Annotated in this window: 14 protein-coding genes; 12 read left to right on the top strand and 2 right to left on the bottom strand. The window is 59.4% G+C overall.

Annotated elements, in window-relative coordinates:
• The first annotated feature begins 181 nt into the window (after positions 1-181).
• The 9 genes from ftsZ (at position 182) to dnaE (ending at position 10,630) form a co-directional block, all read left to right on the top strand.
• Complete coding sequence (ftsZ, locus tag VSX42_RS00375; RefSeq protein WP_237185432.1) at positions 182-1,390, top strand: cell division protein FtsZ; 1,209 nt, start codon at positions 182-184, stop codon at positions 1,388-1,390.
• A gap of 124 nt (positions 1,391-1,514) precedes the next feature.
• On the top strand, positions 1,515-2,351 hold the full coding sequence (locus tag VSX42_RS00380; RefSeq protein ID WP_326502460.1) for a polyphenol oxidase family protein: 837 nt from the start codon (positions 1,515-1,517) through the stop codon (positions 2,349-2,351).
• 29 nt (positions 2,352-2,380) lie between these two features.
• On the top strand, positions 2,381-3,193 hold the full coding sequence (locus VSX42_RS00385; RefSeq protein WP_326502461.1) for a YggS family pyridoxal phosphate-dependent enzyme: 813 nt from the start codon (positions 2,381-2,383) through the stop codon (positions 3,191-3,193).
• A 155-nt stretch (positions 3,194-3,348) separates the two neighbouring features.
• The gene (locus VSX42_RS00390) at positions 3,349-4,065 is read left to right on the top strand and encodes a cell division protein SepF (RefSeq protein ID WP_326502462.1); all 717 of its coding nucleotides are present in this window, start codon (positions 3,349-3,351) and stop codon (positions 4,063-4,065) included.
• 6 nt (positions 4,066-4,071) lie between these two features.
• Positions 4,072-4,374, top strand: coding sequence for a YggT family protein (locus VSX42_RS00395; protein ID WP_326502463.1), 303 nt, complete (start codon positions 4,072-4,074; stop codon positions 4,372-4,374).
• Positions 4,375-4,679: 305 nt separating this feature from the next.
• Entirely contained in the window at positions 4,680-5,381 is a 702-nt protein-coding gene (locus tag VSX42_RS00400) for a DivIVA domain-containing protein (RefSeq protein WP_326502464.1), read from the top strand.
• A 160-nt stretch (positions 5,382-5,541) separates the two neighbouring features.
• On the top strand, positions 5,542-6,114 hold the full coding sequence (lspA, locus tag VSX42_RS00405) for a signal peptidase II (protein WP_326502465.1): 573 nt from the start codon (positions 5,542-5,544) through the stop codon (positions 6,112-6,114).
• Positions 6,114-7,067, top strand: coding sequence for an RluA family pseudouridine synthase (locus VSX42_RS00410; RefSeq protein WP_326502466.1), 954 nt, complete (start codon positions 6,114-6,116; stop codon positions 7,065-7,067). Before lspA ends, VSX42_RS00410 begins: the two co-directional genes overlap by 1 nt.
• Positions 7,068-7,093: 26 nt before the next feature.
• Positions 7,094-10,630 carry a DNA polymerase III subunit alpha gene (gene dnaE, locus VSX42_RS00415; protein ID WP_326502467.1) on the top strand — a complete coding sequence of 1,179 codons (3,537 nt, stop codon included), beginning with the start codon at positions 7,094-7,096 and terminating at the stop codon, positions 10,628-10,630.
• 98 nt (positions 10,631-10,728) lie between these two features.
• Here dnaE and VSX42_RS00420 read toward each other — a convergent pair whose 3' ends face one another.
• Positions 10,729-11,157 carry a helix-turn-helix domain-containing protein gene (locus VSX42_RS00420; RefSeq protein WP_326502468.1) on the bottom strand — a complete coding sequence of 143 codons (429 nt, stop codon included), beginning with the start codon at positions 11,155-11,157 and terminating at the stop codon, positions 10,729-10,731.
• Positions 11,158-11,277: 120 nt separating this feature from the next.
• Between VSX42_RS00420 and VSX42_RS00425 the strand changes: the two genes are divergently transcribed.
• The 3 genes from VSX42_RS00425 to VSX42_RS00435 are packed head-to-tail and all read left to right on the top strand — an operon-like array spanning position 11,278 to position 12,519.
• On the top strand, positions 11,278-11,886 hold the full coding sequence (locus tag VSX42_RS00425; RefSeq protein ID WP_326502469.1) for an NAD(P)-dependent oxidoreductase: 609 nt from the start codon (positions 11,278-11,280) through the stop codon (positions 11,884-11,886).
• A gap of 48 nt (positions 11,887-11,934) precedes the next feature.
• Positions 11,935-12,132 carry a hypothetical protein gene (locus tag VSX42_RS00430; RefSeq protein WP_326502470.1) on the top strand — a complete coding sequence of 66 codons (198 nt, stop codon included), beginning with the start codon at positions 11,935-11,937 and terminating at the stop codon, positions 12,130-12,132.
• Between the two features lie 36 nt (positions 12,133-12,168).
• Positions 12,169-12,519, top strand: a complete 351-nt coding sequence (locus VSX42_RS00435; RefSeq protein ID WP_326502471.1) for a thioredoxin — start codon at positions 12,169-12,171, stop codon at positions 12,517-12,519.
• Positions 12,520-12,691: 172 nt separating this feature from the next.
• Here VSX42_RS00435 and VSX42_RS00440 read toward each other — a convergent pair whose 3' ends face one another.
• On the bottom strand, positions 12,692-13,009 hold the full coding sequence (locus VSX42_RS00440; protein ID WP_326502472.1) for a hypothetical protein: 318 nt from the start codon (positions 13,007-13,009) through the stop codon (positions 12,692-12,694).
• Positions 13,010-13,055: the final 46 nt, after the last annotated feature.

A 13,055-nucleotide genomic window follows, 5' to 3' on the forward strand; every position in this document is an offset into this window, starting at 1 on the left:
TAAAGTTCCTTCTTGACCTTGATATTTTCTGAGAAAAATAAGGTCATGGGTGAAACGAGGGCGACATTGCAAGGTGAAGTTGATACTCTTTCATTGATTGAAACAATAGGTTTACTCCAATCTCAACTTTCACTCTAAGGTTGAGTTGGTTTGAAACAAGGCACAAATTAGTAGGGAATCCATGGATACAGCAACTCCCCAGAACTACCTGGCAGTCATTAAGGTCGTCGGTATCGGCGGCGGTGGCGTCAACGCTGTCAACCGCATGATTGAGGTTGGTCTGCGTGGCGTTGAATTCATTGCGATCAACACCGACGCTCAGGCTCTGCTCATGTCTGACGCCGATGTCAAGCTCGATGTAGGTCGCGAACTGACCCGCGGCCTGGGTGCAGGCGCTAACCCCGACGTTGGACGTCAGGCAGCAGAAGACCACGAACAGGAAATCGAAGAGGTACTTAAGGGTGCCGACATGGTCTTTGTAACCGCAGGTGAAGGTGGTGGCACCGGTACCGGTGGCGCTCCCGTTGTTGCCCGCATCGCCCGCTCCCTGGGGGCACTGACCATCGGTGTTGTTACCCGTCCCTTCACCTTTGAAGGCCGCCGTCGTTCCAACCAGGCCGAGACCGGTATCGCCGCCCTGCGCGACGAGGTTGATACCCTGATTGTTATCCCCAACGACCGCCTTCTCTCCATCTCAGACCGCAACGTCTCCATGCTCGACGCCTTCAAGTCAGCAGACCAGGTTCTGCTCTCCGGTGTCCAGGGCATCACCGACCTGATTACCACCCCCGGCCTGATCAACCTCGACTTCGCAGACGTCAAGTCCGTTATGCAGGGCGCAGGTTCAGCTCTCATGGGTATCGGCTCAGCCTCCGGTGAAGACCGCGCCGTCAAGGCAGCCGAACTGGCTATTGCCTCACCCCTGCTGGAAGCATCCATCGACGGTGCTCACGGCGTCCTGCTCTCCATCCAGGGTGGTTCAGACCTGGGCCTCTTCGAAATCAACGAAGCTGCCCGCCTGGTGCAGGAAGTTGCTCACCCCGACGCGAACATCATCTTCGGTGCCGTCATCGACGACGCTCTGGGTGACGAGGCTCGTGTGACCGTTATTGCCGCAGGCTTTGACTCGGTCAACCCCGAAACCAACTCCAACAACACCAACCCCGCCGCTAACCAGGCTGCACGTACCCAGCAGAACTTCGGCGGCGCTTCAGCAGCTCCCGCTGCAGGCGCTGGTTTTGGCTCAGCACCCGCAGCAGGTAACAGCTGGAACAAGGGCGGCAACGACGTTCCCACCAACGCTGGCTTCGACGTTGATCTGCCCCCCGTTGTTGAGGACTCCCAGTCAGCACGTCGTGACACCCTCGATGTGCCCGACTTCCTGAAGTAAAAACTTCAGACCCACACCCTAGACGGAAAATTACCCGTCTAAAGGCTGAGAGGGGGTGAAAGCTAGACCTAGCTTTCACCCCCCTTCAGCATTTCCCTCTCTTTTCGAAAGGTAGGCAAGGCCCATGGCCGACGCTCTTTTCTCCCACCGGCTAGTAACTCTAGCAAGCGGCACCCGGGTCAACGTGGCCTTCACATCGGCTGCTGCCGGTAACCTGGGCCTGCACGTGGGCGATGACCTTGACCAGACCCTGGCTCACCGGCAGACCCTTGAAGAAGCGCTGCTGGGGGAAGGGGCGTCCTGCGGCTTTACCTACCTCAACCAGGTGCACGGCACCGTGGTCTTCGATGCGGATGTCTCAGACCGGCTTACTGCCGAAACTGAGAAGGGTCTTAGCCCTCAAGAGATTCTCGATATTGCACCGGTCGCAGATGCCGCCGTCTCTCGTGAGGGCAGGCCCCTGGCCATCATGGTGGCTGACTGTATTCCCTTGGTCTTTGTGGGGGAGCACGCTGTAACGGGCCAGCCGATCCTAGGCGTGGCCCACGCCGGGCGCCGGGGCCTGCTCGATGGGGTAATCCAACGCCAGGTTGAGGCCATGGAGCAGAGGGGGGCCGAGAACATTCAGGCCTGGGTTGGCCCCTCTATTTGCGGACGCTGCTACGAGGTCCCCGAGGCCATGCGGCAGGAATCTGCTGAGCTAATTCCCCAGGTCTCTTCCAGCACCTCATGGGGTACTCCCGCCCTTGACCTACCTGCTGGGGCCCGCGCCGTCCTCGCCTCCCTGCCACAGGTAACCCGCGTGCATAGCGACCTTGCGGCCTGTACCTTTGAACATGAGCACCTCTTCTCACACCGCGGCCATACTCAGAGGCAGGAACCTGCCGGGCGCATTGCTGGCCTGGTCTGGGTAGAAGCTGGCCCTTTGGCCACTGAGGTGCCTAACCCCTCCCATCTGTAACCCAGATGCCCGCTCTAAGGAATGGAAATATGACCCTGACCTACAGCCTCGAACGCCGTGCAGAACTCAGCGACCGCCTAGCCCAGGTGCAGGCCCGTATCCAGGACGCCGCGGAAGATATGAGCGGAGCCCGAACCGCCTCGTCCCCCGTGCCCGAGCTGATTGTGGTTACTAAGTTTTTCCCGGCCTCAGATGCCGCAGCCCTGTACGATGCGGGTGTACGCACTGTAGGTGAGAACCGCGACCAGGAGGCCGCTGGCAAGGCTCGTGAGCTGGCCGCCTACACGGGCAGCGATGACCCGCTGCGCTGGTCTTTTATCGGCCAGCTGCAGACCAACAAGGCTAAGTCTGTGATGCAGTACGCACACGAGGTGCAGTCGGTTGACCGCCCCCAGCTTGCAGATGCCCTTTCTAAGGCCTACGTCAATCGCCTGGCCCGCTATGAGAACGGTGAGGTGGACGCTCCAGTAGCACTGGCGCAGGGAGGGCTGCGCTGCCTTATCCAGGTAGGGCTCGATACCACCGTTGAAGCCACCGCCGGGCAGGCTGCCCTGGGTGCGCGCGGTGGAGCAGGCCCCACCGAGATTTTAGCCCTCGCCGATCACATCAGCTCCCTGCCGGGCCTTACCCTGGGCGGGCTCATGGCGGTTGCCCCGCTGGGCCAGGACGCCGCAGCCGCCTTTGAGAGACTGCACGGCTACTCCCAGCAACTGCTGGAACACTACCCCGAGGCCACCACTATCTCAGCGGGTATGAGTCACGACCTGGCTGAGGCCATACGCTGGGGAGCTACCTCGGTGCGGATCGGCTCTTCGATTATGGGATCACGCCCGGCCCTCTAGGGCAGCTGACCATAATTCACCGGGAATACTGAGGTTTTCCTTGGGCTTGTCTGCGAGAAAGACAGGCAACTTTTTGATACCGTAAAAGGTTGATAGGAACAGAGGTTTGTACGCCCCGTCGACCGGCGGACAGGCTACTCATAGGGAGGGTAAGAATGGCTCGCACACTACACCAGGCAATGGCCTACCTGGGCCTGGGCCAGGTAGAAGACGAAGCGCAGCGCACAGAGCGGCCCCAGAGCCGCCCCGAAACGATCTACGAAGAGACCGTTTTTGAGGCTGATGACCAGTATGACGCCTACCCTGATGAGCTGGCTCCCGCCGAAGGGCGCGCCCATATCTCATCAACCGCCGACCGCGACGTCCTTCTGGGTATTTCACCTGAGACGCCCCGTAGCCGTCCGGCTCCCGAAGCAACCACCGGTAGCGTTTCTGTTGCCGAGGCCGACGACCAGCTTCTTGAGCAGGCCGAAAGCACCAGTATCGACTGGGACTTCCCCGGTAACCACCAGCAGGCATCTAGCTATACCTCAACCGCCCTGACCCCCTCCTTCTCCGACGAAAGCAGCGAAGAATTGCGCCGTATCACCACCATTCACCCCCGCTCTTACAACGACGCCAAGATTATCGGTGAGTCCTTCCGCGAGAACATTCCCGTGATTATGAATGTCACCGACATGGGCGATACCGACGCCAAGCGTCTCATTGACTTCTCTGCCGGCCTAGCTTTTGCCCTGAACGGCCACATCGAGCGCGTGACCGACAAGGTCTTCCTGCTGACCCCCGCTAACCTTGAGGTTCTTGGTGCCGAGGGGACCGAGGTTCCGGTAGCTCTGGACAGCGACGACGTCGCTCCCTTCAACCAGGCCTAAACCGCAGTGGGCTATTTCTTTGCACTGCTGGCCATCGCGGCCTACCTGCTGATTGTTGTGTTCATGATTCGCCTGGTGCTCGACTGGGTGCAGATGTTTGCCCGCTACTGGCGTCCCAGGGGTCTAGTGCTGGTAGTTGCTTCGTTTGTGTATGCGGTCACTGACCCGCCCATGAACGCCGCCCGCCGCCTGATTAAACCCATTAACCTGGGCGGTATCTCCCTGGATGTGGGCTTCATGATTCTGTTGATGGCTCTCTGGTTCGTCTATTCCTTGCTCACCAACCTGGCCTATAACCTCTCCGTTTAGAAGCGGACGGGCATATACCTGCTGCGCGCAGGGGTGCCAGGTGGCTGATAAAGCTTGTCAGCCAGCGGGCTGGGGATTGTCCCCTCAAGTGGTGACGTGACCAGTGGCTCATACTTAACTGGGGTCATAGTGTTGCGCGGTGCCCCTTCGCCAGGTAATTTTGTGTTGTAGTAAATAGGGGACTACCCGAACTTTTAGCGCGCTGAAAGTTCGAGCTTCATGCGCATGACTCCAGCACATACTGCGCACCGGGAACACTACGGGCCAAAGCATCAAGATTTTTTAGAAAATAGAGGTGAACGATCGTGGCACTCACGCCTGAGGAAGTAATCAACAAGCGCTTCCAGCCGACTAAGTTCAAGGAAGGCTACAACCCTGAAGAGGTTGACGATTTCCTTGATGAGATCGTCATTGAACTACGCCGCCTGAACGCCGAAAACGCTAGCCTCAAGCGCCAGCTCGAAGAGGCAGAGGCAAAGATTTCACTGGCTCCTGCCCAGCAGCAGGGCGGTGCCCTGGCCGAGGCCGAAATCGTAGTCGATTCTCAGTCCGCTGCAGCTGCTACCCCTGCCCCTGCGGCAGCCGCAGCTCCTGCCGTCGCTGAGCCCACCCTGTCACCCTCTAGCGCCACCGGCCTGCTGGCTATGGCCCAGAAGGTCCACGATGACTATGTATTCGAGGGCAAGCGCGAGCGTGAACGCCTCATCACCGAGGGCCGCGAAGAAGCAGCTCAGCTGGTCTCAGAAGCCCAGGAACAGTCCAACCGTGTTCTGGGTGATCTTGAAAAGACCAAGAGTGACCTCGAAGTTTCTGTTGCCAAGCTGCGTTCCTTCGAGAACCAGTACCGCACCTCCCTGCGCGATTACCTGAACAAGCAGCTGACCACCCTCGAAGAGACCCCCGCTCTTGAACCCAAGGCTGAGGGCGCTCCCGCCGCAGCGGCATCACAGTCCCAGGGCTTTGGCGCGTTTGGCCAGCGTAACGGGGTTTTCAGCAACAACTCCTAGGCTTTCCTAGTGTTTAGGCGGTAGCCTCAATATGCTCAGGCGACTCATCGATAAGAGGGGTCGCCTGAGATGTTTAAGATACTGCCCTGCGGTACCAGCTGGGTGCCGAACGCGATAAGCTGGTGTGTGCAGTTTTTGATGTTTGAAGGCAGGGAGTGCGGTGGCTAAAACCCAGCAGGAGGGCACAGTTTTGGTGCCGGTTCGTACGATTTCTGGGGTAGCTAAGGCCCTGTTGGCCCTGGCACTGTTTGCCTTGGTGTACGGGGCTGACCAGTGGGTCAAGCACCTGGTAGAGACAACCATGACCGTGGGGCAGACCATCACCGTAATCGACGGCTTGCTCTGGTGGCGTTACTACCTGAACCCGGGTGCCGCTTTCTCTATGGGCGAGGGAGCGACCTGGCTGTTCACCCTGATTTCAACAGTGGGTGCCCTGGTCGCGCTGACCCTGGTGGTACGGGCTAAGACCCTGCCCTGGGTTATTCTGTTGGCAACCCTGGCAGGGGGCATTGTGGGCAACCTGCACGACCGCCTCTTCCGGGAACCTGGCTTCGGCATCGGGCACGTGGTCGATTATATTTCTGTACCGAATTTTGCAATTTTTAATATTGCCGATGCCGCTATCTGCGTATCGATGGCGGTGATTGTTCTGCTGACTTTTCTGGGCTACCGCATGGACGGTCAGCGTGAAGTACGAGCCGAAAAGGCCAAGAAGAACGAGGTGGGGGTCTAGTGTCTCAGAAGATTGAACTGACATTTGTGGTGGGAGCCGACCAAGCCGGTACCCGGCTTGATGCCCTGCTTGCTGAGATGAGTGGTCAGTCGCGTACAACGGTGAGTAGCTGGGTTAAGGACGGCGAGGTTCAGCTTCTCGATGTCAAGGGCAGGGGAGTGAAGGCTAAAGCTTCGTCCAAACTGCTTGAGGGAATGACCGTGCAGGCTGCCGGCACCCCGCCGCGTGATTTAACGCAGATTGAGGCTGAGAAGGTGGACGGTTTTTCGATTGTCTACCAGGATGACGACATCGTGGTGGTCGATAAGCCCACCGGTGTTGCGGCCCACCCGTCGATGGGCTGGCACGGCCCTACGGTTGTCGGGTCCCTGAAGCACGCCGGTATCGATATTGCTACCAGCGGTGCTGCTGAGCGTCAGGGTATTGTGCACCGCCTGGACGTTGGCACATCGGGCCTGATGGTTGTGACCAAGAACGAGCGAGCCTACTCGGTCATGAAAAATGCCTTCAAGGACCGAACCGTCACCAAGGTCTACCACACCCTGGTGCAGGGGCTACCCGACCCCCTCAAGGGCACTATTGATGCCCCCATCGGCCGCCACCCCGGCAGCGAGTGGAAGTTCGCGGTCAACGAGGACGGCAAGCCGGCCATCACCCACTACGAGGTACTCGAAGCCTTTGGGCCGGCGTCCTTGGTTGAGGTGCACCTTGAGACCGGCCGCACCCACCAGATTCGTGTGCATTTCTCTGCCCTACGCCACCCCTGCGCGGGAGATCTGACCTACGGGGCAGACCCCACCATGAGCGCGCACCTGGGCCTCACCCGCCAGTGGCTGCATGCCCACCGCCTGGGCTTCACCCACCCCACCAGCGGCGAGCAGGTGGAATTCGAAAGCCCCTACACCCCTGACCTTCAGTACGCTCTCGACACCCTGCGTGAGGGCAACTTCTAGAGCCCGACGCTAAGGACGCAACCCGCATGGCTAACACCGACTTCACCCACCTGCACGTGCACACCGAGTACTCCATGCTCGATGGCGCTGCCCGCCTCACCGACCTCTTTGAGCACTCCAAGCAGCTGGGCATGAACGCCCTGGCAACCACCGACCACGGCTTCCTCTTTGGTGCCTTCGACTTTTGGAACAAGGCCAACAACGCCGGGGTCAAGCCCATTATCGGTGTGGAGGCTTACTTGACCCCGGGTACCGCCCGCCAGGACCGCACCCGTGTGAAATTTGGTGAGGGCGGGCGCGATGACGTCTCCGGCGGTGGTGCTTATACCCATATGACCATGTGGGCAGAGAACACCCAGGGCATGCACAACCTGTTCCGGGCGTCCTCTCTGGCCTCACTCGAAGGCCACTTCTATAAGCCGCGCATGGACCGCGAGCTGCTTCAGACCTACGGTAAGGGGCTAATCGCCACCACCGGCTGCCCCTCGGGCGAAGTGCAGACCCGACTGCGCCTTGGCCAGTACAAGGAGGCCATGCAGGCAGCCAGCGACTTCCGCGATATCTTCGGCAAGGAAAACTTCTACTGCGAGCTCATGGACCACGGGCTTGATATCGAGAAGAACGTCATGGCCGACCTGCTCAAGCTGGCCAAAGAACTGAACCTGCCCCTGGTCGCCACCAACGACCTGCACTACACCCATGCAGAGGACGCCAAGGCCCACGCCGCGCTGCTGTGCGTGCAGTCAGGCTCCACCCTGCAGGACCCCAAGCGCTTTAAGTTTGATGCCGATAACTTCTACCTCAAGTCACCGGCTGAGATGCGCGAACTCTTCCGCGACTACCCCGAGGCCTGCAATAACACCATGGAAATCGCCGAGCGCTGCTCCGTGGAGTTCAACACCAAGGCCAACTACATGCCAAACTTCCCCGTGCCCGAGGGGGAAAACGAGGAATCCTGGTTCGTCAAAGAGGTTGAGCGCGGCCTGCACTACCGCTTCCCCAAGGGCGTGCCCGACGAGGTGCGCAAGCAGGCCGAGTACGAGGTGGGCATCATCTCGCAGATGGGCTTCCCCGGCTACTTCCTGGTCGTTGCTGACTTCATCAACTGGGCTAAGGAAAACGGGATCCGGGTCGGCCCCGGCCGTGGATCCGGTGCAGGCTCCATGGTGGCCTACGCCATGCGCATCACCGACCTCAACCCCCTCGAACACGACCTCATCTTCGAACGCTTCCTCAACCCCGACCGCGTCTCCATGCCCGACTTCGACGTGGACTTCGATGATCGCCGCCGTTCTGAAGTGATTCACTACGTGACCGAAAAGTACGGCGAAGACAAGGTGGCAATGATCGTCACCTACGGCACCATCAAAGCCAAGCAGGCACTCAAAGACTCCTCCCGCGTGCTCGGCTACCCCTTCTCCACCGGTGAGCGCCTGACCAAGGCCATGCCCGAGGACGTGATGGGCAAGAACATTGCGCTCGCTAACGTCTACAACCCGGACGATAAGCGTTACAGCGACGCCCAGGAGCTACGTGACCTGATTGAGTCGGACGCGGACGCCTCCAAGGTGTTTGAGACTGCCAAGGGACTGGAAGGCCTGAAACGCCAGTGGGGTGTGCACGCGGCGGGCGTCATCATGTCGAGCCACGACCTGATTGATGTTATCCCCATCATGCGCCGTGAGCAGGACGGCCAGGTCATCACTCAGTTCGATTACCCCACCTGTGAAGGGCTGGGGCTCATTAAGATGGACTTCTTGGGCCTGCGTAACCTGACCATTATCTCGGATGCGATTGAGAACATTAAGCTCAACCGCGGCGAGGATCTGGACCTTGAAACTCTGGAACTGGATGACGCCGAGTCGTACAAGCTCCTGGCGCGCGGTGATACCCTGGGTGTCTTCCAGCTCGATGGTGGGCCCATGCGCCAGCTGCTCAAGCTCATGCAGCCTGACCACTTTGAGCACATTTCGGCGGTCTTGGCGCTTTACCGCCCCGGCCCCATGGGCGCGAACTCCCACACCAACTACGCCCTGCGTAAGAACGGTCTGCAGGAGGTCACCCCCATCCACCCGGAGCTCGAAGAGCCCCTGGCGGAGATTCTCGATACCACCTACGGTCTGATTGTCTACCAGGAGCAGGTTATGGCGATCGCCCAGAAGGTGGCTAACTACTCCCTGGGCGAGGCGGATATTCTACGCCGCGCTATGGGTAAGAAGAAGAAGGATGAGCTGGATAAGCAGTACGCCACCTTCCATCAGGGCATGCTCGATAACGGCTACTCCGAGGAGGCGGTCAAGGCCCTTTGGGATATTCTGCTGCCCTTCTCTGACTACGCTTTCAATAAGGCCCACACGGCGGCCTACGGTCTGGTCTCCTACTGGACGGCTTATCTGAAGGCCCACTACCCCCAGGAATACATGGCTGCGCTGCTGACCTCGGTGGGCGATGATAAGGACAAGCTTGCTCTGTACCTGAACGAGTGCCGCCACATGAAGATTACGGTGTTGCCGCCCGATGTGAATGAGTCTGCCCTGAACTTCACCCCTGTGGGCGACGATATCCGCTTCGGCATGGGCGCTATCCGTAACGTGGGTGCCAACGTGGTTTCTGCCATGGTCGATGCCCGTGAAGAAAAGGGCCGCTACGAGAACTTCAACGACTTCCTGGCCAAGGTACCGATTGTCGTCTGTAACAAGCGCACAGTGGACTCCCTCATCAAGGCTGGCGCCTTTGACTCGCTGGGCCACGACCGGCGTCCGCTTTCCATGATCCACGAAGAGGCCATCGACGCGACCGTCTCGGTCAAGCGTCAGGAGGCTGCTGGCCAGTTCGACCTCTTTGGCGGTCTGGGGCTGGACGACGATAACCCGGCGAACGAGCTGGCTGTGCAGATTCCGGACGTCCCCGAATGGGAGAAGCGCGATAAGCTCAACTTCGAGCGCGAGATGCTGGGCCTCTACGTCTCTGACCACCCCCTGCGTGGTCTCGAAGATGCTTTAGATTCCCTCTCAGACTCCACCATTCAGGGTCTGATCTCAGAAGATTCAATCAAGCCCGACGGGGCGATCGTAACTATCGCGGGCATGATCACTAGCGTCTCCCGCCGTATTGCGAAGAACTCGGGCAACCCCTACGCCCGTATCGAGATTGAAGACCGCACTGGTTCTATCGAGGTCATGTTCTTTGGTCGCGCCTACGAGCCGATTGCCGGTGTGCTGGCCGAAGACCTGATTTGTACCATCAAGGGGCGCCTGCAGCGCCGCGACGACGGGTCGGTGACCCTGAGTGCCCAGGAGCTGAATATCCCCGAGATTTCAGCGGACGGCACCGGCGGCCCGGTCACTATCGCCATTCCCGAGTACAAGGCGACTGAGGAGACCCTGGGTCAGCTGCGCGACATTCTGAAGAACCATAAGGGCGAATCAGAGGTCCGTATCGCCATGACCACCCGCACCAAGCGCCTGCTCATTCGCCTGGGCGTCGACCTGCGGGTCAACCCCAACCCGGCCCTCTTTGGCGACCTCAAGGTGCTGCTGGGCCCGGCCTGCCTGGACCTCTAGGTAGCTAAGAAGCACTGAATGTGCCGCCTGAATTCGAGCGGGGGAGTAAGACTCCTACATTCGAATTCGGGCGGCACATTCTTTTCTAAAGGGTGTTCTTAGAGAGCCTGGGCGGCGTCGTAGCGTTCGCGGTTAGCTTGCACCTCTTCCAGATGAGTTTCTGCCCAGAGGCGGACGGCGGTGAGCGGCTCAACGGTGGTCAGCCCCAGGTCAGTGAGCTGGTAGTCCACGCGCGGGGGAACACTGGCGGTGATGTGGCGGGTCAGTAGCCCGTCACGTTCCATGGAGCGCAGGGTCTCGGTTAGTACTTTGGGGGAGACCCCTTGGATGGTGCTTTTGAGATCCTTGAATCGTACCGGCTCACCGTCTGCCAGTACGGTGACGATCAGGGGAGTCCACCGGTCGGTCAAGTGGCGCAGCACGGTGCGTGAGGGGCAGTTCTGGTCGAGGACGTTGGCCGGCAGTTGCTCTGCTGCCGGCTGGGAGACGGGGCGTGCGTCCGCGCTGACCTGGGGCGATGATGTCACGGTAGGCCTTTCGAAAAGTTTTTTAAAAAACTTTCAACAGTTACGTTGAGGTAATTAGTTTCTAAAACATACTATAGAACTATCAGAACACAAAAACCACTTCTTCAAGGAGAACAACCCATGAACATCTCAGTAATCGGTGCAGCAGGTATGGTCGGCTCAGCAATCGTCGCAGAAGCTGAGGACCGCGGCCACCAGGTAACCAGCTACACCCGCAGCGGCTCAGCCGGTACTTCAGCCCTCGACCTGGCCAACACCGAAGCCCTGGTAGAGGTCATCAACTCATCCGAGGCAACCGTCATCTCCGTTGCTAGCCGCGACGACTACTCCGCAGCTATCGCAGCCCACCGCGCCCTGATCGCTGCTGCCCCCACCGGCCGCCTCCTGATCGTCGGCGGTGCTGGCGCCCTGCAGGCTGGCGATATCAAGCTTTTCGAAACCCCCGACTTCCCCGAAGAGTACCTGCCCGAAGCCAAGACCTTCGCTGCCGTGCTCGAGGACTACCGTGCAGCGTCCGGTCTGAACTGGACCATGCTGGCCCCCTCACCCATGATCGCCCCCGGTGCCCGCACCGGTGATTACCGCACCGAGCAGGACGTGCCCGCCGGTATGTTCGTCTCTACCCAGGACTTCGCCGTTGCCGCCATCGACGAGCTGGAGAACCCCGCCCACGCAGGCACCCGCTTTACAGTTGCTTCTGCCGATGAGGCAGCAGCCCAGGGCAAGTAGGCATAGGTACTGGATCTGAAGGGGAGTAGCATACACGAACTCATTTATGTGGTCGATACCTACTGCGGCTGGTGCTACGGCTTTGGCCCGACCGTACGGGAGTTGGTGGCTGACCCGGAGGTGAACCTAACTGTGCGTCACGGTGCTCTTTTCACCGGCGGCCGTTCGGCCCCCATCGGCCAGTACGGCCATATTCTGGCGGCAAACGCACGCATCTCGGCACTAACCGGGGTGGAGTTCGACTAGGGCTACGAGGCTATGCTGGCTGAAGGGTCAACTGTCATGAACTCCGATGATGCTGCCCGCGGGCTCATGGCCCTGCGCCATGTAGCAGGCGAAGACCGCGCCCTAGAAGCTGTCTCTGCCCTGCAGGCTACCTTCTACGGTGAGGGGCTGAGCCTCTCGAGTGAAGCCGCCTACGGCTTCGCAGCCCAGCGCTTAGGGCTAGATGTCGAGGCCGTGCGAGCGGCTTTGCAGGATCCGGACGTCGCTGCCCGCGCCGCTGCCGAGCAGCAGCAGGTGCTGGGGCTGGGTGTGGACCATTACCCCACTCTGCTGGCGGTAACCGAGCGCGGCCTGGCTGAGGTGGGCTCACCTACGGCGAGCGCAGCTGAAATTAAGGCTGCCCTGTAAGGCTCCTTGAGCTGTCTTATCGAAACTTGTTTGCAAGGTGATGCAGGCTCACAGCGAGCGTGAGCCTGCGGAACCCCTTATGAATAAGCCTTGTTGTTTCTTGGTGGGGTGGGGTGTGGTTGCCCCCTTATGAATAACCCTCTATACCTTTCATGAACTTCTCGATGTCATCTTAGAAATTACCTGGGTAAGAGACTAGCTTCTCCCAGCTGGCAACCGGCCCCGGCATCCAGGCGCGCTGTGTTTCCTCAAGAATTTTCTCCACCCTCTGCTGGGTCTTTTCTGACCAGAGCGGAATATCATCCTCTCGAGTCCCTGCCCAGAATATCTTGCCATCACGTGTTGTTTCATGAGCGCTGGGTTCGATGAGGTCGTAGTACAAGAGTTTCATCTGCTGACAGGTGGATAGATAAGGCAGTCTTAGGGCAAGGAGCTCATTGGGGTGAGTGGTCTTCTTGAAGAGAACTACGAAAAAAGTGTTGTAGGGCACAAATAGGTGCAATTTATGCTTATACTCTTGTATGAACTGCTCTTGT

The sequence above is a fragment of the Rothia nasimurium genome (genome assembly GCF_035916755.1).
GTDB lineage: Bacteria > Actinomycetota > Actinomycetes > Actinomycetales > Micrococcaceae > Rothia.